This is a genomic window from Galbitalea soli (genome assembly GCF_010686725.1).
GTDB lineage: Bacteria > Actinomycetota > Actinomycetes > Actinomycetales > Microbacteriaceae > Galbitalea > Galbitalea soli.
In genome coordinates, this window is the sequence record NZ_JAAGWZ010000004.1 from 40,106 (window position 1) to 61,819 (window position 21,714).

The 21,714-nt window shown below is 69.1% G+C and carries 18 protein-coding genes; 17 read left to right on the top strand and 1 reads right to left on the bottom strand.

Going from position 1 to position 21,714, the window contains the following annotated elements:
* Positions 1-237 precede the first annotated feature (237 nt).
* The 12 genes from G3T37_RS12165 (at position 238) to G3T37_RS12220 (ending at position 14,241) form a co-directional block, all read left to right on the top strand.
* Positions 238-582: a hypothetical protein gene (locus G3T37_RS12165; RefSeq protein ID WP_163474171.1), complete on the top strand. Its 345-nt coding sequence runs from the start codon at positions 238-240 to the stop codon at positions 580-582.
* 59 nt (positions 583-641) lie between these two features.
* Positions 642-1,406 (top strand): response regulator transcription factor, encoded by a 765-nt coding sequence (locus tag G3T37_RS12170; RefSeq protein ID WP_163474172.1) that lies wholly within the window; start codon positions 642-644, stop codon positions 1,404-1,406.
* The gene (locus G3T37_RS12175; protein ID WP_163474173.1) at positions 1,403-2,902 is read left to right on the top strand and encodes a sensor histidine kinase; all 1,500 of its coding nucleotides are present in this window, start codon (positions 1,403-1,405) and stop codon (positions 2,900-2,902) included. The genes G3T37_RS12170 and G3T37_RS12175 overlap by 4 nt, the downstream gene beginning before the upstream one ends.
* Positions 2,903-3,076: 174 nt before the next feature.
* Positions 3,077-3,922, top strand: coding sequence for an NAD-dependent epimerase/dehydratase family protein (locus G3T37_RS12180; RefSeq protein WP_163474174.1), 846 nt, complete (start codon positions 3,077-3,079; stop codon positions 3,920-3,922).
* 392 nt (positions 3,923-4,314) lie between these two features.
* Positions 4,315-4,830 (top strand): 50S ribosomal protein L10, encoded by a 516-nt coding sequence (gene rplJ / locus G3T37_RS12185; protein ID WP_163474175.1) that lies wholly within the window; start codon positions 4,315-4,317, stop codon positions 4,828-4,830.
* An 81-nt stretch (positions 4,831-4,911) separates the two neighbouring features.
* Positions 4,912-5,298, top strand: a complete 387-nt coding sequence (rplL, locus tag G3T37_RS12190; RefSeq protein WP_163474176.1) for a 50S ribosomal protein L7/L12 — start codon at positions 4,912-4,914, stop codon at positions 5,296-5,298.
* A 654-nt stretch (positions 5,299-5,952) separates the two neighbouring features.
* Positions 5,953-7,284 carry an ABC transporter substrate-binding protein gene (locus tag G3T37_RS12195; RefSeq protein ID WP_163474177.1) on the top strand — a complete coding sequence of 444 codons (1,332 nt, stop codon included), beginning with the start codon at positions 5,953-5,955 and terminating at the stop codon, positions 7,282-7,284.
* 42 nt (positions 7,285-7,326) lie between these two features.
* On the top strand, positions 7,327-9,177 hold the full coding sequence (locus G3T37_RS12200) for an ABC transporter ATP-binding protein (protein ID WP_163474441.1): 1,851 nt from the start codon (positions 7,327-7,329) through the stop codon (positions 9,175-9,177).
* A 297-nt stretch (positions 9,178-9,474) separates the two neighbouring features.
* A complete protein-coding gene (locus G3T37_RS12205) occupies positions 9,475-11,730 on the top strand; it encodes an MMPL family transporter (protein WP_163474178.1) in 2,256 nt (751 codons plus the stop codon).
* A 31-nt stretch (positions 11,731-11,761) separates the two neighbouring features.
* Positions 11,762-12,787 carry an AvrD family protein gene (locus tag G3T37_RS12210; RefSeq protein WP_241732442.1) on the top strand — a complete coding sequence of 342 codons (1,026 nt, stop codon included), beginning with the start codon at positions 11,762-11,764 and terminating at the stop codon, positions 12,785-12,787.
* Positions 12,774-13,568: an AAA family ATPase gene (locus G3T37_RS12215; protein WP_163474180.1), complete on the top strand. Its 795-nt coding sequence runs from the start codon at positions 12,774-12,776 to the stop codon at positions 13,566-13,568. Before G3T37_RS12210 ends, G3T37_RS12215 begins: the two co-directional genes overlap by 14 nt.
* A gap of 91 nt (positions 13,569-13,659) precedes the next feature.
* On the top strand, positions 13,660-14,241 hold the full coding sequence (locus tag G3T37_RS12220; RefSeq protein WP_163474181.1) for a MarR family winged helix-turn-helix transcriptional regulator: 582 nt from the start codon (positions 13,660-13,662) through the stop codon (positions 14,239-14,241).
* 179 nt (positions 14,242-14,420) lie between these two features.
* Here the strand turns inward: G3T37_RS12220 and G3T37_RS12225 are convergent, their stop codons facing one another.
* Positions 14,421-15,089 (bottom strand): DUF3105 domain-containing protein, encoded by a 669-nt coding sequence (locus tag G3T37_RS12225; protein ID WP_163474182.1) that lies wholly within the window; start codon positions 15,087-15,089, stop codon positions 14,421-14,423.
* 120 nt (positions 15,090-15,209) lie between these two features.
* Here G3T37_RS12225 and G3T37_RS12230 point away from each other — a divergent pair, with 120 nt between their 5' ends.
* The 5 genes from G3T37_RS12230 to G3T37_RS12250 all read left to right on the top strand — a co-directional run bounded on the left by G3T37_RS12230 (position 15,210) and on the right by G3T37_RS12250 (position 21,687).
* On the top strand, positions 15,210-15,623 hold the full coding sequence (locus G3T37_RS12230) for an NUDIX domain-containing protein (protein WP_163474183.1): 414 nt from the start codon (positions 15,210-15,212) through the stop codon (positions 15,621-15,623).
* A gap of 42 nt (positions 15,624-15,665) precedes the next feature.
* The gene (locus G3T37_RS12235) at positions 15,666-17,030 is read left to right on the top strand and encodes a cystathionine beta-synthase (protein WP_163474184.1); all 1,365 of its coding nucleotides are present in this window, start codon (positions 15,666-15,668) and stop codon (positions 17,028-17,030) included.
* A 26-nt stretch (positions 17,031-17,056) separates the two neighbouring features.
* Positions 17,057-18,229, top strand: a complete 1,173-nt coding sequence (locus G3T37_RS12240; protein WP_163474185.1) for a cystathionine gamma-synthase — start codon at positions 17,057-17,059, stop codon at positions 18,227-18,229.
* Positions 18,230-18,307: 78 nt separating this feature from the next.
* Positions 18,308-19,591 carry a bifunctional glycosyltransferase family 2/GtrA family protein gene (locus tag G3T37_RS12245; RefSeq protein WP_163474186.1) on the top strand — a complete coding sequence of 428 codons (1,284 nt, stop codon included), beginning with the start codon at positions 18,308-18,310 and terminating at the stop codon, positions 19,589-19,591.
* Positions 19,588-21,687 carry a glycosyltransferase family 39 protein gene (locus G3T37_RS12250; RefSeq protein WP_163474187.1) on the top strand — a complete coding sequence of 700 codons (2,100 nt, stop codon included), beginning with the start codon at positions 19,588-19,590 and terminating at the stop codon, positions 21,685-21,687. Before G3T37_RS12245 ends, G3T37_RS12250 begins: the two co-directional genes overlap by 4 nt.
* The last annotated feature ends 27 nt before the right edge of the window (positions 21,688-21,714 follow it).

The following is a 21,714-nucleotide window of genomic DNA, read 5'->3' on the forward strand; positions in this document are numbered from 1 at the left end:
CACCGCACCATTCTCCCGCGCGAGGCGGACACGATCGCGCGCGACGGGGTACAGATTCTGCGTTTCTGTTCCTTTCGGGGGACGAAATCTCAATTTGTACCCCTATCACTGGGGGCGGGTCCCCCCATTGACCGACATTTTCTGTACCCGTTAGCCTCGGTTGTGGGGGCGATCTTCCCGTTGCTCCCGCCCGCATCATCAGTGGCAGGACCCGAAAAACCGGCCACGGGAGACATCATGAACACTCGACTGCGTGCCCTGATCGTGGTCATCAGCATCAGCGCGACGGCCGCGCTGGGGCTGCTCGCGGCTGCCCCCGCGACCGCCGCGCCGCCCGCCGCCTCCACCAGCTCGATCGGTCTCGTCCGTCACGCCGAGGCACCCGCATCCGACAGCACCGCTCCCGGCGCACAGTCGGGCGGATCGACGGATTCCGTGCAGAAGCCCGCGAAGCAGACCGTGCAGGCCTCTGACGACGGCTTCCCGATGCCGCTCGTCCTGCTCGTCGGTCTCGGCGTCGTCGCGGCGTCGATCCTGGCGATCTTCCTCTCGGGCACGAGCCAGCGGCGCCGGGAATCCTGACACATCTGATCCTTCGTCGGCTCACAGACGCTTCATAGATATCTCCCAATACTGGGAGTATGACTTCATTTCCCGTCGAGTCGCGCCACGCGAATCCCAGCGTCTCCCAGCCGCGCCTCCGCCGCCCGGACGGCTCGCCCATCCGCGCCGTCGTCGTCGACGACGAAGACAGCCTGACCGATCTGCTCTCCATGGCGCTGCGCTACGAGGGGTGGGATGTCCGGCTCGCGTCCGACGGGCAGAAAGCCCTCAGCGTGGTCCGCGAGTTCCGCCCCGACGTCATCGTCCTCGACGTCATGCTCCCCGACATCGACGGGCTCCAGGTGCTCCAGCGCCTGCGCACCGACGGCAATCAGACGCCCATCCTGTTCCTCACCGCCAAGGACTCGGTCGATGACCGCGTCGCCGGCCTCACGGTCGGTGGCGACGACTACGTCACCAAGCCCTTCTCCCTCGAGGAGCTGGTCGCGCGACTGCGCGGGCTCATCCGTCGCTCCGGTCTCACGGTCGACGACTCCGACGACTCGCACCTCGTCGTGGGTGACCTCGAACTCGACGAGGAGAGCTACGAGGTGCGTCGCGACGGCGAGCTGATCGAGCTGACCGCGACGGAGTTCGAGCTGCTGCGCTACCTCATGCGCAACGCCCGTCGCGTGGTGAGCAAGATGCAGATCCTCGACCGGGTGTGGAGCTACGACTTCGGCGGCAAGTCGAGCGTCGTCGAGATCTACATCTCCTACCTGCGCAAGAAGATCGACGCGGGCCGCACGCCGATGATCCACACGGTTCGGGGAGTCGGCTACATCCTCAAACCCTCCCGATGACCCGCTGGCGGGCCCTCGCGTCGTGGGCGCCGACGCGCTGGCGGGCCCGAGCGCCGTGGACCCTGCGTCGTCGGCTGGTGGTCAGCGTCGTCGGCCTCTTCACCCTGCTCAGCATCGTCGTGGGCGGCGCGAGCGTGCTCTCGCTCTACGGCAACCTCGAGTCGCAGCTCTCCGGGCAGCTGAACCGCATCACGAACATCGCCCAGCGGCCGTCCGACGGCGGTGGCGGCGACTCCGGCCCGGCCAACCTCTTCAACGCACCGGGACTCCAGTCGGGGTCGATCATCGCCTTCTCCCAGGGCGCGGTCTCGGCCGGGGCCATCCGTCCCGAGTTCGGCGGCACGCTGAAGCTGCTCACCTCCGCGCAGTCCGCCGCGATCGTCGCGCACGTCACGTCGACGAGCCCCACGACGGTGAGCGTCGACGGCGTCGGGCAGTTCCTGTTCATCCGGGTCGATGTGTCGGGGGTCTACTCCAACGTCGACTACGAGTACTTCGGCCTTCCGCTTGCCGCCGCGCAGGGCACGGTGGCGCGATTCGGCGCCGCGGTCGCGGGTATCTCTCTCGCGGGCATCCTCATCGTCGCCTTCGCGACCTGGGGCATCGTCTCCTACGCACTCAGGCCGCTGCGGCGCGTGGCGGCGACCGCGACCGAGGTGGCCGCGATGGAGCTCGACCGCGGCGAAGTTGATCTCTCCGTGCGCGTGCCCGAGGCCGACACCGACACCCGCACCGAGGTGGGTCAGGTGGGCGCGGCGCTCAACAGCATGCTCGGTCACGTCGATGAGGCGCTGCGGGCCCGGCAGAACAGCGAGAGCAAGGTGCGCCAGTTCGTCGCCGACGCGAGCCACGAGTTGCGCACGCCGCTCGCGTCGATCCGCGGCTACGCCGAGCTGACCCGCCGCGGCGACTACGAGCTCCCCGCCGACGTCACCCACTCGCTGGGGCGGGTCGAGTCCGAGGCGGTGCGGATGACCTCCCTCGTCGAAGACCTTCTGCTGCTTGCCCGGCTCGACGCGGGCCGCGACATCCAACTCGCGCCCGTCGACCTCACGACCCTGCTGGTCGACTGCGTCAGCGATGCGCACGTGGCCGGCGACGACCACGACTGGGAACTGGATGCGCCCGAGGAGCCGGTGCGGGTGCTCGCGGATTCGCAGCGCATCCATCAGATCATCGCCAATCTCCTCGCCAACGCCCGCGTGCACACCCCCGCGGGGACGCACGTGAGGATCGGGCTCGCGACGGTGGGGGAGTCGGCCGTCATCACCGTGGAGGACGACGGCCCGGGTATCCCCGCGGAGTTCCAGGGCGAGCTGTTCGAGCGGTTCGCCCGCGGTGACTCGTCCCGCGCCCGCGTGACGGGGAGCACCGGACTCGGGCTCGCGATCGTGAAGGCGGTGGTCGACGCTCACGAGGGCGAGGTCACGCTCGAGAGCGCGCCGGGTCGAACGGTGTTCCGGGTGGAGCTGCCCGGCGTCCTCGCCGCGGACTGACCCCCGCGCCGCGCGTGCGGCGGCCCTGGCCCGGCTCGCCGCGCCCGGGCTCGCCGCGCCCGGCTCGCCGCGCGTTCCCGCGCCGCGGCCCGACGCGCGTTAGCGCTCACCCTCAGTGTGGGAAAATGGAGACTCGCGACGGCCCGGATGGTCTGGCCCGCGGGAGGGAACATCGTGCACATCGCAGTGACCGGATCCAGTGGCAAGCTCGGCTCGGCCGTCGTCAGGGGTCTCACCGAGGCGGGCCACGACGTGCACGCGCTCGACATCGTCGGCACCCGCGGCCCCGGCTTCACGCGCATCGACCTCACCGACTACGGTCAGGTCGTCGACGCCTTCCACTCGGTGAACGATCGCTACGACCGCCTCGACGCCGTCGTGCACCTCGCGGCCATCCCGGCGGGGGGCATCGAGCCCGATTCGGCCACCTTCCACAACAACATGAACGCGACCTTCAACGTGTTCCAGGCCGCGCGCCGGGCCGGCATCACGCGCATCGTGTACGCGTCGAGCGAGACGCTGCTGGGTATCCCCTTCGACATCGACCCGCCCTACCTCCCGGTCGACGAGGAGTACCCGTCGCGACCCGAGTCGATGTATTCGCTCACCAAGCACCTCGAGGAGGAGCTCGCCACCAAGCTCGTGCGCTGGGACCCCGAGCTCAGCATCACCGGTCTGCGGTTCTCCAACGTGCTCGACGCGAGCGACTACGTGCACCAGCCCGAGTGGGACACCGACCCGAAGCTCCGCCGCTGGAATCTCTGGGGCTACATCGACACCCGCGACGGAGCGCTCGCGGTGCTCCGTGCGCTCGAGAACGCGAAGCCCGGGTTCGAGACCTTCGTCATCGCGAACGCCGACACCGTCATGTCGCGGCCCTCGGCCGAGCTCGCAGCCGCCGAGTTCCCCGGGGTGACGATCACGGGTTCGCTCGAGGGGCGACAGACCCTGCTCTCGATCGAGAAGGCGCGGCGACTGCTCGGCTTCGAGCCCCAGCACTCCTGGCGCGACGCCGACTGACCGGGCGGATGACCGGGGTCCGGGCCGCGCGCCCGACCCCGGTCCCGCGCCCCACCGTCTGTCGCGCGCCCCGGCCGTCGACCACGCGTCGACACCCGCGCCCGCGTTTGCGCTCGCCCCGCGCTTCCCGTACTCTTATCGAGGCCAAAGACCGCTGGTTTTCGTCGTGCCTGCTGAGCTCCGAGCGAAGCACATCGATGAACGAAGGTTTGCCACTCCCGCCAGGGAGCGGCAGCATCCCGCGCAGGTGTGTGTAGAAGTTCAGTTCGAGTTCGCTCGTCCCGCTCAGCTCCGCCGCTTACGCGCCGGAGCTTTTTTGTTGCCCACGCGGGAATCCGCCGGGTCGCGGGAAGCGCCTGAGGCCGAAGAATACGAAACCAACTAGGAGCACCATGGCGAACAAGGAAGCATCGGTTGCCGAGCTTACGGACAAGTTCCGTACCTCGAATGCCGTACTGCTCACCGAGTACCGCGGACTCACGGTCGCTCAGCTCAAGCAGCTGAGGAAGTCGATCGCCGAGGACGCAACGTACGCCGTTGTGAAGAACACGCTCACGAAGATTGCGGCCAACCAGGCCGGCATCGCGTCATTCGACGCGGAGCTCGCTGGTCCCTCCGCTCTCGCATTCGTGCACGGCGACACCGTCGCCGTCGCGAAGGTGCTGCGTGACTTCGCCAAGGCGAACCCGCTGCTCGTGGTGAAGGGCGGTTACTTCGACGGTAACTCCCTGACCGCTGCAGAGGTCAACAAGCTCGCCGATCTCGAGAGCCGTGAGGTGCTGCTGGCCAAGCTGGCCGGCGCATTCAAGGCATCGCTGTTCGGCGCCGCATATCTCTTCAACGCTCCGCTGTCGAAGGCCGTTCGCACGGTCGACGCGCTGCGTGAGAAGCAGGAATCCGCGTCCTGATCAGGCCGCTGAGCACAACCACGGGGGCCGCGCGCACGCGCGATTCCCAGACTGAATCACAGAAACACTAAGGAGAACATCATGGCGAAGCTGACCACTGACCAGCTGCTCGACGCGTTCAAGGAGCTCACCCTCATCGAGCTCTCCGAGTTCGTCAAGGCATTCGAGGAGACCTTCGAGGTCACCGCTGCGGCCCCCGTTGCCGTTGCCGCCGCCGGCGCCGGAGCTGCTGCTCCCGTCGAAGAGGTCGAGGAGAAGGACTCGTTCGACGTCGTCCTCGAGTCGGCCGGCGAGAAGAAGATCCAGGTCATCAAGGAGGTGCGCGCACTCACCAGCCTCGGCCTGGGTGAGGCGAAGGCTCTTGTTGACGGCGCCCCCGGCGTTGTGATCGAGGGTGCAAACAAGGAGAACGCCGAGAAGGCGAAGGCTCAGCTCGAAGAGGCTGGCGCCACCGTCACCCTCAAGTAGTCGAGGCCCCACGGGGCAGCACTGCTCTGGGCGTCGCCCCCTCACGGGGCGGCGCCCTTCGTGCAACCTGGGGCCGCGCGAACCGCGCGCACGGCGCCGGCGACCCGACGCGCACGGTGCCGCCTACCCGACGCGCACGGTGCCGCCTACCCGACGCGCACGGTGCCACCGACCCGACGCACACGGCGTCGCCGACCCGACGCACACGGCGCCGCGAACCGCCCGTACACCAAGTGAATCCCGCTCACAAGATACTTGTGCGAGTGCAATCGTGTCCGCCATAATGGGGACGTTCAGCCACAGCAATCCCGACCGGCCGAATGATGTCCTGGCACTGCAGCCGCCCGCCCCCGCACTCGAACTAGACGGTCTTACCCTTCGCCTAGCTCCCCCGCCGTGCGTCCGGCGCGCAGTTCACCCCCGGACGTGATGTGCACCGCAAACCGTTGGTCGCGCGGGGCCTCGCATGAGGCCTCGCGCGATCTTTTTTATGGTCCGTGGGGCGCGTCGTTAATGAGTCATTGATGTTTTCGGTTCACTTCGGCCGGGCTCGCGCCTATCGTGTTTCTGCACACCCCGAAGGGGGACTGCGACCGCCGTCCCTGCCGCCGATAGTCTCGGGGAACACGTGCGTCCGTGCTCCGGGGGGAGAACATGAAGTCATTGCCGCTGCGCCGCGTCCTGATCACAATCGGGGTGCTGGCCACAACGGCGCTCCTCGCGACGGGGTGCTCGTCGACCAGTCCGGTCGCGGCCGAGCACGTCGGCGTCGCCGACGGGGTCGTCACGATCTACGGCTCCACGACGGGGGCCGACGCGATCCTGCTGCAGAAGTCGTGGGAACCGTGGGCCACGGCCCACAACATCACGATCAAGTACCAGGGCAGCGCCACCTTCCAGGGCGACATCGGCGGTGAGGCCCAGAAGCAGCAGGCGCCCGACCTCGCCATCTTCGATCAGCCCGGCCTCATGCGCGACCTCGCCCGCCTCGGCTATCTGAAGCCCGCGCCCGCGAGTGTGAAGGCGGCCGTCGCGCAGCACTACACCAAGGAGTGGGCGCGCGTCGCCTCGCTCGGCTCCACGCTCTACGGCTCGCCGTTCCTCGCCACCATCCACGGCTACATCTGGTACTCGCCCAAGATGTTCGCCAAGTACGGCATCACCTCTCCGCCGACGACCTGGCCGCAGCTCAAGGCGCTCACCCAGACGCTGTACGAGAAGGCCGGCCGCTCGCCCTGGTGCGAGGGATTCGACTCCGCGTCGACGAGCGGCGCCGCCGGCACCGACTGGATCGAGGACGTGCTGATCCGCGAGAGCGGGCCCAAGGTCTACGACGCCTGGGCCACGCACCGCATCCCCTTCACCGACGAGCACGTCGCTCAGGCGATGTCCGACGCGGGGCAGATCGTGATGAGCCCCACCTACACGAACTCCGAGTTCGGCGGCGCGGGCTCGATCGCGACGACGTCACAGGTGCAGATCGCGAAAGCGCTCGTCGCCGGCAAGTGCCTGCTCACCCACCAGCCGAGCTCCTTCGAGAGCGTGCTTCAACTGCCGAACGTCGGCAACCCCACCATCGCTCCCACGAAGGGCATCTGGGCCTTCATGATGCCGTCGGTGACGGGGGATGCGACGCCGATCATCGGCTCGGGGTCGGTTCTCGCCGCCTTCTCCAACGACGCGCAGACCAAGGAGGTGCAGGCCTACCTCGCGAGCCCGGAGTGGGCCAACAGCCGCGCCCGGCTCGGGGGAGTCATCTCGGCGAACCTCGGACTCAACCCGGCCAACACCAACGACCTGCTCGCGAAGTTCGCGATCCAGCTGCTGCAGAAGCCGTCCACGGTGTTCCGCTACGACGCCTCCGACCAGATGCCCGCGATCATCGGCTCGGGAGCCTTCCTGACCGGGATGATGGAGTGGGCCAAGGGGGCACCCGTTCCGAAGGTGCTCAAGGAGATCGACTCCTACTGGCCCGACAGCCCGTAGCGCGTGCACCCAGGCGGAAACGCTTAGGGTGAACGGGTGAGTATGCGGGGCGGCCACGGTCGCGGAGGTCGACTGGGCAGCGCCGACGTGTCGTCGCAGCGCGCCCAGAACGCGACCGCGCCGAGAGTGGAGCACCTGCTCGGCCGCATCGGCGAGCTGTTCCGGCCCTACCGGGCGAAGCTCACGCTCACGATCATCCTCGTGCTCATCAGCGCGGGTCTCAGCGTGCTGCCGCCCCTGCTCACCCGCGAGGCCTTCGACGTGGGCCTCTTCCCGCCCTCCCGAACGCCCAATGTGCCTGTGCTCCTCGCCCTGGTCGGCGGGATGATCGGCCTCTGGGTCACCTCGGCCGGCCTCGGCGTCTGGCAGACCTACCTCACCGCGACCGTCGGCAACAACGTGATGGGCCGGCTGCGCATCCGGCTCTTCAGCCACCTGCAGTCGATGGAGCTCGCCTTCTTCACGAAGACCAAGACCGGCATCATCCAGTCCCGGTTGCAGAACGACGTGGGCGGGGTCGCCGACGTGCTCAGCAACACGATCTCGAGCGTGATCGGCAACACGGTCACCGTGCTCGCGGCGCTCGTGTCGATGATCGTGCTCAGCTGGCAGATGACGATCGTGGCGGTGATCCTGCTGCCGGTGCTCGTGCTCGCGCAGCGCAGGGTCGGGCAGGTGCGGGCGCGGATCGCGACCAAGACGCAGGAGTCGCTGAGCGACATGACCGCGATCACGCAGGAGACGCTCAGTGTGAGCGGAATCCTGCTCGCGAAGAGCTTCAATCAGCAGCCCACCGAGATCGCCCGCTATCAGGCCGAGAACCGCACGCAGATCGCGCTGCAGGTGAGGCAGCAGATGAGCGGCCAGTGGTTCTTCGCCATGGTCGGGATCTTCCTGTCGGTCATCCCCGCCGTCATCTACCTCGTGGCCGCCTGGCTCATCACCCACGACGTCGCCGTGACCGCGGGGACGATCGTCGCCTTCACCACCGTGCAGTCGCGGTTGACCTTCCCGCTGCTCGGGCTCCTCCGGGTCGCCCTCGACCTGCAGACCTCGCAGGCCCTCTTCGCCCGCATCTTCGAGTACCTCGACCTGCACCCCGCGATCGCCGACCGCCCGGGTGCCCACGATGTCGATCCCACGCGCCTCGGCGAGGTCGAGTTCGACGACGTCACGTTCCGGTATCCGGATGCGGGGGCCGACTCCCCGGCGACCCTCCAGTCGGTCTCGTTCACCATCGACCCCGGGCAGTACGCCGCGTTCGTGGGACCCTCCGGCGCCGGCAAGACGACCATCTCCTACCTACTCCCGCGCTTCCACGAGGTCACGGGTGGCGCGGTGCGATTCGCGGGCACCGATATCCGTGAGCTTCGCCAGGAGAGTCTCATCGACAACATCGGCATCGTGTCGCAGGAGACCTATCTCTTCCACGCGACCATCGCCGAGAACCTGCGCTACGCGAAGCCGGGGGCGACGGATGCCGAGCTCGAGGTCGCGGCGCGGGCGGCCAACATCCATGACACGATCATGTCGTTCCCCGACGGCTACGGCACGGTCGTGGGCGAGCGCGGATACCGCCTCAGCGGAGGCGAGAAGCAGCGCGTGGCCATCGCGCGCGTGCTGCTGAAGGATCCGGCGGTGCTCATCCTCGATGAGGCGACCAGTGCGCTCGACACGATCTCGGAGCGCATCGTGCAGTCGGCGCTCGACGAGGCCTCCCGCGGCCGCACGACGATCGCCATCGCCCACCGCCTCTCCACCGTCATCGGCGCCGACGTGATCTTCGTCGTCGTCGCGGGTCGCATCGTCGAATCCGGCAGTCACGCCGAGTTGCTCGCACGGGGTGGCGAGTACTCCCGCCTGTTCGCGGAGCAGGCCGGCACGCTCGCGTAGTACGCCCGCGCGCGCGTCCGGCGACCCGGAACGCGTTCGTACCACGCCGGCGCTCCCGTCCGGCGACCCGGTGCGCTCGGGGAGCGCGCCCAGGTGCCGGCCCAGCCGCGCCCCCTTCCTCGCGCCCCAAAACGCACGCTTTCCCGAAAAAGGATGGCGTCGTCAGTAAGTTGCGTGCTACAACATACGTGTACAAGCAATAAATGGTGTATCACGCAAATCGTGTTCGACAGATCGTTGGGGCCACCCACCCCGACCGTTGAACGACCGTCCCATCCCCCCAAAGGAGATCAGCCTGTGAAGCGTCTGTCCGCTCTCGTGACACGCCGGCCCTGGGTGGTCATCGGTGTCTGGATCGCGATCGTGGCCGGTGCGGCCGTGATCGCCTCCGGCCTCGATGGCAGCCTGAAGGCCGGCGGGTTCACGAACCCGCGTGCGGAAGCGCTTGTCACGCAGGCCACTCTCCGGGACGCGTTCGACGAAGCCCCCGGCCAGCTCGTGGTGGCGCTCGACTCGACGAAGCCCGTGACCGACGGCATGGTCCAGACCGTCATCACGGAGCTGCGTCGGGCGGGCGCCACCACGACGCAGGACGCGAGCACCCACCCCGACTGGCGCTCCTCCTCGGGTTGCACCACGCTCGTCGTCGGCGGGTTCGATGCGGATGACACGACCGTGCAGAACTCGGTCCCGGATCTTCAGCGACGCTTGGAGTCGGCGCTGCGCGGGCAATCGGCCTCCGGCTCCCACTCGGCGGTCTATGTGACGGGCCAGCCCGCGCTCGACTACCAGCTCAATGTGCACTCGAAGGCCGATGCCACGCGGGCCGAGATGATCGTCTTCCCCGTCCTCATCATCGTCCTGCTGCTCGTCTTCGGATCGGTCACCGCGATGATCGTCCCCCTGCTCATCGCGGGCTCGGCCCTCGCCCTGGGGAGTGCCGCGGGAGCACTGCTCGGGCGCGGCATCGACCTGTCGATCCTCTACTCCAACATCGTCTCGATGATCGGTCTCGCGGTCGCGATCGACTACTCCCTCTTCATCATCAAGCGCTTCCGCGAAGAACTCGCGATGGGCGCCGAGGTCCGGGCGGCGGTGCAGACCGCGATGCAGACCGCCGGGCGCTCCGTCTTCTTCAGCGGCATCGCCGTCGCCGTCGCACTGGCGGCGCTCTTCATTCCGCGCGTGATGGCCTTCACCAGCATCGCGCTCGGCGGGATCGTGGTCACCACGGCGGCACTTCTCGTGACGCTCACGGTGCTTCCCGCCGTCCTCACCGTCCTCGGTCGCCGAATCGACTGGGGATCCATCCGTGGGCGTCGTCGTCTTGCGTCGGCTTCGACGTCCACCCACCTGGGTGCCGGAGCATCATCGGGTTTGTTCCGGCACCCAGGACTCGTCACCGTCGTCGGGGTGGTCGCGCTCGTGATCGTGGCGCTCCCCATCTCGGGTATCTCTCTGCAGTCGCCGGTCGCCAGCGCGACGGTGCTGCCTTCGACCGATCCTGCCCGGAAGGGGCTGGACGTGCTCGCCGCGAAACTGGGGGATCGCGCGCTGTTCCCCGTGCAGGTGGTTATGACGGCGAGCCCGCGCCAGGGCGGTGAGGCCCTGTTGCGCGACGTCGCGACCGTGAGTGAGTTCGCCGCTGACCAGCGGGGTGCCGGCGATCTCACCTCGGTCGCGACGCTCGGCGCGCCGAATGCCGCCATCATCGCCGCGGCGGATGCTCCCGAGTCGTCGTCTCCGCTCGCGGCCGCGGTCCACCGCCTGTGGTCGACGCACAACGGCCGGACGGTCACGAGAATCCTCATCGACCCGTCCGAGGGGCCGGACTCGGTGAGCGCTCACCGGCTCGTGACAGCGCTTCGCGACCGATTCGGTGCCACGGCGAACGGCTCAACGGGGATCAGCGCGTCGCTCGCGGTCGCCGGTGCGACGGCCCAGGGGGTCGACTTCGACTCGACCCTCGTCGACTCGATGCCGCTCATCGCGCTCCTCGTCTTCGCTCTCACCTTCGGAATGCTGCTCTTCGCCTTCCGCTCGGTGCTGCTCCCCGTGCTCGCGCTGGCGTTCAACGGCCTCGTGGTCGCCGCGTCGCTCGGCATCCTCACCTTCCTGCTCGATCGCACAGGCAGCGCCCCCATCAACTCGGTCACTCCCGTGCTGCTCTTCGCCGTGCTCTTCGGGCTCAGCATGGACTACATGGTGATCATCATGGCGAGGATCACCGAGGGATTCCGATCAGGGCTCGACTACCGCGCGGCGGTCGGGCAGGGGGTTCACGCGACCCGCACGATGGTGAACAGCGCGGCCATCATCATGATCGCGGTGTTCGCCTCCTTCGCCACCGCCGAGATCAGCATCGTGCGCGAGATCGGCATCGGCCTCGCGGTGGCGGTGGCGATCGACGCGCTCGTCATTCGCGCGGTCATCCTGCCCGCGACGCTCCTGCTCCTCGGGCCGCGCACCCTCGGGGCGAGTGCCCAGCGAGCGAACGCCCGCGCACGCCAGCGGCCCAGCGTGGCACCGCGTCAACTCGACCTCGTGCACTGACGACCCCCGAGAGGCAGACCCAGCCGTGACGATGACAGCGAGCGCCACAGCGATGCAGCACTTCCACGATGTCGATCACGCTCTGGGCGACAAGAAGTGCCGCTACTTCGGCGAGGGGCACCGCGCGGTGCGCCGCGTCGTCGAGGCCACCGGGCCGGCGGGATCCCCAGAGCTGAGGGCGAGACTCGCCTACCCCGAGCGCTGGTCGGTGAAGCGCCACGCGAGCCTGGTTCCCCACGTCAGCACGATCGACGCACTCGCCATCGCCGGGCGCATCGCGGGGGACTACCTCCGGCGCGAGTGCGACCACAGCGAAGAGATGGTGCGGCGAGCGTGGATCCGCAGTTTCGAGGTGCGGGCGGGGTCGACCCCCGTCGAATCCCTCGACGACATTCCGGTGCAGGTGCAGCGAATGGAGGCGAGTCCCAGTCGCCACTGCCCCACCGATATCGTGCTCGCCTTCGACATCGGCAACATGCGCGCAACGATCGCCGTCGTCCCCTCGCCGTCCCCGCCCCAGTCCGAACTCACCGACGCGCCCTCGTCCGGCCATCGCGAGCGGCCCACGGCGAACGACCGACGTGCCGAGCGAGATTTCTGGCTGCACCACTCGGAGCACCGGGAGCACAGCATCCGCTCGGTCACCGTCGACGGCGGCGGGTACAGTGCGGATGCTCTCGCGCGGGTCATCGCGACAGAGCCGCACGACCCGTTCTCCGGGCTCGGTGCCGCCTACTCCGGCTCCGTCTCCATGATCGACACGCTCGTGATCTTCGCGCAGCTCGCCCAGGTGCTCGCCTACCAGGTCGACGGAATGTCTCGGGACGAGAGCTCCACCTTCTGGATGCGGCGCGTTCATCTCACCACTGTCTCGCCCGAGCAGCCCCACGGCATGTGGAACGGGGTCGAAGTGTCGGTGCTCCGATCGCGCCTGCTCACCCTGGGCGGCGCCAACTGGCGCTCGCTCGCGCTCACCGGCAGAACCATGGGGTACAGCTGCGACGGCGACGTCGCACACGCGCTCCCCGATCGAGGAGAGAACGATGACGACTACTGAGCAGCACGGCACCACCGGGTCCCCTCGAGGGCTCGTGATCTCGGGCACCTACTCCAGCGGCAAGACCACGACCTCCACCGCGCTCGCCATCGCGACGGGCCTGCCCCGTGCCGACGGCCAGTCGGCGCGGGAGATACTGACCGAGCTCTACCCCGGGCGGCAGTTCGCGCACATGGACCTGACCGAACTCATCGCGCTCGGGCTCCGACGCTTCGAGGAGCGCGTCACGAACGAGCAGGCACTCAGCGGCGTCGACTTCATCTCCGACGGATCGGTGCTGCACGAGTGGGTGTACGGCACGACGCGGCTGCGCACCGGCATCAACCCGGGGGCGCCACTGTGGCAGCGGCTGACGAAGGCGGTGATCGGCCTTCCCGCGCTCCCGTTCCTGCGGCGCTACCTCGCTGCCTACGGAACAGTTGCCACACTGCACGCGCGGGCGGCGTATCGCGCCTTCGTGCACCTCCCCGTCGAGTTCCCCATGAACCCCGACGGCCACCGGCCCGTGTCCGAACGGTACCGCCACATCGCCGATGAGAAACTGCGCCGAGTCGTGCATCAGCTCGACCTGCCGCTCGTCACCGTGCGGGGCACCGCCGTCGAACGCGTGCAGGAGATCATCGACATCTTCCACCTGCCGCAGCGCATGAGCAGCGAAGAGGCGGTCGATCGAGCTCACCGTCAGATCGCCCGCAGCCGGGAGACGGTGGCACAGCGCATCCTCTCGCAGCACCGCGAACTGGGGGTGACCGAGAAGCTCAAAATCGCGACCCGATTCTGACTGGCGCCGTGCATGAGCGGTATCGATGACGTATCATGTAAATCGCCGGACGCCACCGCGGCACCAACCAGACTGACCGGGAGACCTGCTCATGGGTGACGCGACCATCGCCGAGCGGGGCTCCGACGCCGCGGAGGCGACTGCCGCCGAACCGCACTCTGCTCCTTCGCACTCTGCTCCTTCGCACTCTGCTCCTTCATTCTCTGCCCTCCCACTCCAGCCCAACGAGCTGCGCTACCTCGTGCTCGCCGCGCAGCGCGAGGGCAACCGGGCGCTCGCGCGTCGACTCGAACCGCTGGGACTCACGCCCAGCCAGGCAGAGATCCTCCTCGTGCTCGCCGACTTCGGTCCGCTCAATCTCGTCGAGCTCGGCCGCTACATCGTCTGCGAGACGGGCAGCCCGAGCAGGGTCGTGGATGCGCTCGTCGGCCGTGGGCAGGTGACGCGCGAGACCTCACCGAGCGACCGCCGCGCGGTCGATGTCGCCCTCTCCGAGGCGGGGCGTGCACTCGTCCCGCAGCTGCGCGCCATCGAAGACGAGATCGATGCCGCGACAGCGGGACAACTGAGCGAGACCGAGGCCGCCTGGATCGCCGGCGTCATGCGGCGGTTCCTCGCCGGCACGAACAGCGCCGACGCGCTGGCCCGACGCTTCCACGGCGTCACCGGCTGAGCGCCGTCCGGCTGAGCATCCACGGGCGGGGCGTCCACCGGCTGAGCCTCCACCAGCTGCAGCGCGGCGCGCGCGGGCGCAGTGCCGAACGACCGACCGGCCTGGCCGCGGCGCTCGCGGGCACAGCGCCGACGATCAACCGGCCTTGCCGGAGTGCTCGCGGGCGCGGCGCCGAACGATCAACCGACCTTGCCGGGGCCGTCGAGCCCGCCGGTGCAGGGTGCGGTCGGCTCGGGTGACGAGGCGGAGCGCCAGTACTTCGTCACGAACTGGGCGAGCCGGGCATCCGACACCCCCGACAGCTGCACCTGGGCACCCCACGCCGAGGCGACCACCGGGGTCGGGAGGCCGGGGTACGGAGAGACGGTCACGTAGGTGCTCGGAAGCTTCGCCACAAGGGTCGAGACATCGGCCGCGCTGAGCTTCGCCGGGTCGTAGGTGATCCAGAGGGCGCCGTGCTCCAGATCGTGCACCGCGTTCTCGTTGCGCTGCGGCTGGTTGTAGACCCCGCAGTTGAGCCAGACCGACCAGTGCTCGCCGCCCGCCGGCGGATCCATGCCGTACAGCTTCTGGTAGTCGACGGTGGTGCCGTCGACGTGAGTCTGGGGCAACTTGGGGTACAGCTTGAGCCCGCGGATCGCGCTCGAGGTCGTGCTCGCGGTCGGTTTGCCGGCACCGGAGACGACGAAGCCCAGGATGACCGCCACGACGGCGACGGCGGCGACCGCCGCGACCACGATGCCGATCGTGCGCCGCCGACGCTGCTGCGCCTGCTGCTTCTGAAGGGCGGCGACCTTCTCGGCGCGGCGCGTGTCGCGCTCCTGCTTGCTGGTGGGCTCCGAAGGCATGTGGGGTCCCGTCGTGGAGAGTGGTTGACTGGTGACATCCTGACAGCAGACGGCTGGCAGGACGCCGGGACCGGCCGGGCGAGGGCGGACTGTGACGAAATGCGGCATGGGGGTGGGGGCGTGAGCGCGGTCATCCGTATCGTCGCCGGGATCGTCACCGACCGCGCCGGTCGCTTCGCGCTCGTGCGGAAGCGCGGCACGGTCGCCTTCATGCAGCCGGGCGGAAAGTTCGAGCCTGGGGAGACGGCGCGTCAGGCGCTCGTGCGGGAACTGCGCGAGGAGCTCGGATTCGAGCTCCGCGAGGACGAGCTCGTGCCCGTGGGGCGCTTCGCAGCGCACGCCGCCAACGAGGTGGGGCACACCGTCGATGCGGACGTCTTCGAGATCGTCGTGGAGGCGGAGGGCGTGGCGGCGGCGGAGATCGAGGAGCTGCGCTGGGTCGCGCGCGACGAGATCGAGTCGCTCGTGCTCGCCCCGCTGACCCGTGACGTGCTGCTTCCCCTGCTCGATGCGCGGGCCACCGGCAGCGCGTAACACGGGAGGGGCGCCGAGGCCCCGCTGGTAGATTGGGCCACCATGAAGTACGCGAATTCCATCCTCGAGCTCATCGGCGACACCCCGCTCGTGAAGCTCGGCCCGCTCGCGGAGGGGCTCGCGCCGACCATCCTCGTGAAGGTCGAATACCTGAACCCGGGCGGCTCGTCGAAGGACCGCATCGCCTCCCGCATCATCGACGCGGCGGAGGCGGAGGGCAAACTGAAGCCCGGCGGCACGATCGTGGAGCCCACGAGCGGCAACACCGGCATCGGCCTCGCGCTCGTCGCCCAGCAGCGCGGCTACCGCTGCGTCTTCGTCCTCCCCGACAAGGTCGGCGAGGAGAAGCGCAACGTGCTGCGGGCCTACGGCGCCGAGGTCGTCGTCACGCCCACCTCGGTCGCTCCCGACAGCCCGGAGTCCTACTACAGCGTCAGCGACCGACTCGCCCGAGAGATCCCGGGAGCCTTCAAGCCGGACCAGTACTCCAACCCGAACGGGCCGCTCAGTCACTACGAGACCACCGGTCCCGAGATCTGGCGCGACACCGAGGGCCGGGTCACGCACTTCGTCGCCGGCGTCGGCACCGGCGGCACAATCTCCGGCGTGGGCCGCTATCTCAAGGAGGTGTCGGAGGGTCGAGTGCAGATCATCGGCGCCGACCCCGAGGGCTCCGTCTACTCGGGCGGCTCGGGCCGCCCCTACCTGGTCGAGGGCGTCGGTGAAGATTTCTGGCCGAGTGCCTACGACGGCAGTGTCGTCGATCGCATCATCGCCTCCTCCGACGCGGAATCCTTCGACATCACCCGCCGGCTGGCGCGCGAGGAGGGTCTCCTCGTGGGCGGGTCGAGCGGACTCGCCGTCTCGGCGGCCCTCAAGCTCGCCGCCGACCTCGGGCCGGACGACATCGTGGTCGTGCTGCTGCCCGATGGCGGTCGCGGCTACCTCGGCAAGGTCTTCAACGACAAGTGGATGCAGTCGTACGGCTTCATCCAGCTCTCCACCGAGAAGACGGTGGGCGATGTGCTGAAGACCAAGTCGGGCGAGGTGCCCGCGCTCGTGCACCTGCACCCCTCCGACACGGTGCGGGACGCCATCCAGATCATGGCGAAGCACGACGTCTCGCAGCTGCCCGTGCTCACCGCGGAGCCCCCCGTCGTGATCGGCGAGGTGGTCGGTGCTCTCGATGAGCGCGCCCTCGTCGAGCTCGTCTTCAGCGGCAAAGCCAGCCTCACCGACTCGATCGCGGAATTCGTGGGCGCCCCTCTCGGTTTGATCGGTGTGCACGAGCCGGTGACGGCCGCGCGCACCGCCCTCGAGTCGGCCGACGCCCTCATGGTCATCGACGATGGCAAGCCGGTCGCGGTGCTCACCCGCTACGACCTCCTGGGCTTCCTCTCCCACTAGCTCCACCCACAGAAAAGACGTTCGTCGTGTCAGACACCGCTTCTTCCGCGCCCGCCCAGCAGGGGTTCTCCACCCGCGCCATCCACGCCGGGCAGGCCTTCGACCCGAGCACGGGCTCGGTCGTTCCCCCGGTCTACCTCACCTCGACCTTCGTGCAAGACGGCATCGGCAACTTCCGCGGCGGCTACGAGTACGCCCGCGGCGGCAACCCCACGCGCGACTCGCTGCAGGAGCTCCTCGCCTCGCTCGAGGGCGGCACCGCCGCGTACAGCTTCGCCTCCGGGCTGGCGGCAGAGGATGCCCTGCTCCGGTCGATCCTCACCCCCGGCGATCACGTCGTCATGGGCAACGACGTGTACGGCGGCACCCATCGCCTCGTCAACCGCGTCTTCGTTCCCTGGGGCATCACCCTCGATGTCATCGACATGAGCGACCTCGATCAGGTGCGCGCGGCGGTGCAGCACCCGGCGACGAAGGTGCTCTGGATCGAGACCCCGAGCAACCCGCTCATGAAGATCAGCGACATCGCGGCACTCGCCGAGATCGGCCACGGCGTGGGGGCGACCGTGATCGTCGACAACACCTTCGCCTCGCCCTACCTGCAGCAGCCCATCGCCCTCGGGGCCGACGCCGTCGTGCACTCGACCACGAAGTACCTCGGCGGCCACTCCGACGTGCTCGGCGGTGCCGTCATCGTGAACGGCGCGGAGCTCGCCGACAGGGTGGCCTTCACGCAGTTCGGGGTCGGCGCGGTGAGCGGGCCGCTCGACGCCTGGCTCACGGTGCGGGGCATCAAGACGCTCGCCGTGCGGATGGAGAGGCACAGCGCCAACGCGCAGGCGATCGCGGAGGCGCTGGTCGGTCATCCTGCCCTCGACGCCGTGTACTACCCGGGCCTGCCCACCCACCCCGGGCACGACCTCGCCGCCCGCCAGATGCGCGGCTTCGGCGGGATGCTCTCGGTGTCGCTGCGCGGGGGAGCGGCCGCGGCGCGGCGCTTCGCCGAGTCGACCACGGTGTTCCAGCTGGCGGAGTCGCTCGGTGGGGTCGAGTCGCTCATCGGGTATCCGAGCGAGATGACCCACGCCTCGGTGAAGGGAACCTCGCTCGAGGTGCCCGACAACGTGATCCGCCTCTCGGTGGGGATCGAAGACGCGGACGACCTCGTCGCGGACGTGCTCGAGGCGCTGCGTTCATAGGATCCCCATAGGGGACGCACCCCATCGTGCCAGTCTGGCGATAGGGGCGGCATAGGGGCGACGCCGATCGTTGTCGGTATGAAGCCAACGACCGACGCCCTCGCCCTCGACGTCGTCGTCCCCGTCTACAACGAGCAGGGGACGCTCGACCGCAGCATCCGCACACTGCACCAGTACCTCAGCCGCGAGCTGGAGGTGAACTGGGCGATCACCATCGCCGACAACGCGAGCATCGACGCCACCGTCGACATCGCGACCGCGCTCGTCGCCGAGCTCGACGGCGTGCGCCTCATCCACCTCGACGAGAAGGGGCGGGGTCGGGCGCTCAAGCGCGCCTGGGGTGAATCCACCGCGAAGGTCGTCGCGTACCTCGACGTCGACCTCTCCACCGACCTCGCGGGCATCCCGCCTCTCATCGCTCCGCTGCTCTCCGGCCACTCGGATCTCGCGATCGGCACGCGCCTCGCGCTGTCGTCGCGCGTCACCCGCGGCGGCAAGCGCGAGTTCATCTCCCGCTCCTACAACTTCCTGCTGCGGCGCACCATGGGGGTACGGTTCAGCGACGCGCAGTGCGGCTTCAAGGCGATGCGCGCCGAGGTCGCCGCCGAGCTGCTGCCCCTCGTGGAGGACGACGGCTGGTTCTTCGACACCGAGCTGCTCATCCTCGCCGAGCGGGCCGGGCTGCGCATCCATGAAGTGCCGGTCGACTGGATCGATGATCCGGACAGTCGCGTGGATATCGCCTCCACCGCCATGGCCGATCTTCGCGGCATGCTGCGGGTGGGCAGGGGGCTGGTGAACGGGCGGATTCCGATCGAGCGCGTGTATGCGGAACTCGGGCGGCGGCCGTTCGAACCCCCGACGCCGCCGACGTTCTTCGGGCAGGTCATCCGCTTCGGTGCCATCGGTGCCCTCTCGACGGTCGCCTACGCCCTCATCTACCTCGTGCTCTCCAGCTTCATGGCGGGCCAGCTCGCCAACTTCCTCGCGTTGCTCATCACGGCGATCGCCAACACCGCCGCGAACCGGCGCTTCACCTTCGGCGTGCGCGGTCGCGCGGGGGTGGCGCGGCACCAGGTGCAGGGGCTCATCGTGTTCGGCCTCGCCTGGCTGCTCACGAGCGGCGCCCTCATCGAACTGCACGCCATCAACCCGAACGCGGGTGCCACGGCCGAGCTCATCGCACTCACGTTCGCGAACCTCCTGGCGACCGTGCTGCGGTTCGTTCTGCTGCGGGTGTGGGTGTTCCGCAGCCACCGCCGCCCCGTCGACGCCTCCGTCCCGGCGGAGCTCGCCCTCCGCCCCGTCACCACGACCTCCACCACGACCACCACCAGCCACGAGAAAGTGAGCGTCTCATGACCACCTCCTCACCAACCACCACCACCATTCCGACGGCGAATCGCGGAGCACCGCGGAACGGCGCCGGAGCCTGGGCGCGACGCGTCGTCCTCGGGCGAGAGGGCACGGCCCGATGGGAGCGCCCGGCCCTGCTGGGTCTCCTCGCGGTCGCTGCCCTCCTCTACTTCTGGGATCTGAGCGCGAGCGGATGGGCGAACTCGTTCTACTCCGCCGCCGTTCAGGCCGGCGCCAGCAACTGGGAGGCGTTCTTCTACGGCTCCTCGGATGCGGCGAACTCGATCACCGTCGACAAGCCGCCGGCCAGCCTGTGGTTGATGGCGCTGTCGGTGCGGGCGTTCGGACTCAGCTCGTTCAGCATCCTGCTGCCCGAGGCGCTCATGGGGGTCGCCACCGTCGGCGTGATCTACGCGGCCGTGCGCCGCGCGTTCTCCGCCCGCACGGCCCTGCTCGCGGGCGGCGTGCTCGCGATCACCCCGGTCGCGGCGCTCATGTTCCGATTCAACAACCCGGATGCCCTGCTCGTGCTGCTCCTCAGCCTCGCCACCTACTTCACCATCCGGGGGATCGAGTCGGGCAGGGTGCGCTGGGTGCTGTGGGCGGGCGTCATGATCGGCCTCGGCTTCCTCACCAAGCAGCTTCAGGCCTTCGTGATCCTCCCGGCCCTCGCCGGCGTCTACCTCGTCGCCGCTCCCGGCACGGTGTGGCGGCGGATCCGGCACTCCCTCCTCGCCCTCCTCGCCGTCGTCGTGTCGGCCGGGTGGTGGGTCGCGATCGTCGAACTCGTGCCCGCCTCGATGCGGCCGTACATCGGCGGATCGCAGACCAACAGCTTCCTCGAGCTCACCTTCGGGTACAACGGCCTCGGCCGGATCACCGGCAACGAGACCGGCAGCGTGACCGGGGGTGCGGGAGGCAACACCTCGGGTGGCCAGTGGGGTGCGACGGGCATCCTTCGTCTCTTCACGGGCGAGATCGGGGGGCAGATCACCTGGCTGCTGCCCGCGGCGCTGATCCTGATGGTCGTCGCCTTCATCGTGATGCGCGGCGCCCGCGGCGATCTGCGTCGGGCCACCCTTATGCTCTTCGGCGGCTGGCTCGTGATCACCGGTCTCGCCTTCAGCTTCATGGCGGGCATCTTCCACGCGTACTACACGGTGGCGCTCGCGCCGGCGCTCGCCGCGGTCGTCGCGATCGGGGCCTCGGAACTGTGGAGCCAGCGCGCGCAGTACTGGGCGCGCATCATCGGAGCCGTGACCGTGCTCGGCACCGTGCTCTGGGCGTACTCGCTGCTGAGCGAGGCATCCACCTGGCTGCCGTGGCTCAAGTGGGTCGTGGTCGTGCTCGGAGTCGTCGCCGCCGCACTGATCCTGGTGCCCGTCGACCGCCGCTCATTCCGGGTCGCGACGATCGCCACCGCCCTCACGGCCTCGCTCCTCGCCCCGCTCGCCTACACGATCCAGACGGTGACGACGGCGCACACGGGGTCGATCGTGACCGCGGGCCCGACCGTCGCCGGCAACGGCTTCGGCGGGGGAGCCGGCGGCCCCGGTGGTCGCGGCGGCTTCGGCGGCGGTCAGGGCGGCCCGGGTGGCACCCCGCCGACCGGGATGACCGGCGGCACCGGCACGTCGACCGGCGGAACCGGCACCGGCGCAGCCACGGGCGGCGCGGGCGGCACGGGCACCGCGACGGGCGGCACCGGCACCACCTTCACGCGGGGTGCGGGCGGCGGCATGGCCGGCCTGTTCGGCGGGGGAACGGTGAGCACGGCGCTCTCGACGCTTCTGAAGACGAACGCCTTGCAGTACACCTGGGTGGCGGCGGCCATCGGCTCCGACAGCGCGGCCAGCTACCAGCTGGCCACCCAGGAAGCGGTCATGCCGATCGGCGGATTCAACGGCAGCGACCCGTCTCCGACGCTCGCCCAGTTCAAGGCGTATGTCGCGGCCGGCAAGATCCACTACTTCATCGGCGGGTCCGTGGGGGCGTCGAACGGTGGGTCCAACGTCTCCAGCCAGATCGCCTCCTGGGTCGCCGCCAACTTCACCGCCACCACGGTGGGCGGAGTGACGGTCTACGACCTGTCGGGCAGTTAGGACCGATGCGCGGGTCCGCCTCTGCCC

Bases quoted from the DNA above. Each gene is read 5' to 3' on its own strand.
- G3T37_RS12215 (WP_163474180.1), top strand. From the start codon at position 12,774: ATGACGACTACTGAGCAGCACGGCACCACCGGGTCCCCTCGAGGGCTC.
- G3T37_RS12220 (WP_163474181.1), top strand. From the start codon at position 13,660: ATGGGTGACGCGACCATCGCCGAGCGGGGCTCCGACGCCGCGGAGGCG.
- G3T37_RS12245 (WP_163474186.1), top strand. From the start codon at position 18,308: ATGAAGCCAACGACCGACGCCCTCGCCCTCGACGTCGTCGTCCCCGTC.
- rplL (WP_163474176.1), top strand. From the start codon at position 4,912: ATGGCGAAGCTGACCACTGACCAGCTGCTCGACGCGTTCAAGGAGCTC.
- rplJ (WP_163474175.1), top strand. From the start codon at position 4,315: ATGGCGAACAAGGAAGCATCGGTTGCCGAGCTTACGGACAAGTTCCGT.
- G3T37_RS12175 (WP_163474173.1), top strand. From the start codon at position 1,403: ATGACCCGCTGGCGGGCCCTCGCGTCGTGGGCGCCGACGCGCTGGCGG.
- G3T37_RS12170 (WP_163474172.1), top strand. From the start codon at position 642: ATGACTTCATTTCCCGTCGAGTCGCGCCACGCGAATCCCAGCGTCTCC.
- G3T37_RS12250 (WP_163474187.1), top strand. From the start codon at position 19,588: ATGACCACCTCCTCACCAACCACCACCACCATTCCGACGGCGAATCGC.
- G3T37_RS12165 (WP_163474171.1), top strand. From the start codon at position 238: ATGAACACTCGACTGCGTGCCCTGATCGTGGTCATCAGCATCAGCGCG.
- G3T37_RS12225 (WP_163474182.1), bottom strand. From the start codon at position 15,089: ATGCCTTCGGAGCCCACCAGCAAGCAGGAGCGCGACACGCGCCGCGCC.
- G3T37_RS12200 (WP_163474441.1), top strand. From the start codon at position 7,327: ATGCGGGGCGGCCACGGTCGCGGAGGTCGACTGGGCAGCGCCGACGTG.
- G3T37_RS12195 (WP_163474177.1), top strand. From the start codon at position 5,953: ATGAAGTCATTGCCGCTGCGCCGCGTCCTGATCACAATCGGGGTGCTG.
- G3T37_RS12210 (WP_241732442.1), top strand. From the start codon at position 11,762: ATGACAGCGAGCGCCACAGCGATGCAGCACTTCCACGATGTCGATCAC.
- G3T37_RS12235 (WP_163474184.1), top strand. From the start codon at position 15,666: ATGAAGTACGCGAATTCCATCCTCGAGCTCATCGGCGACACCCCGCTC.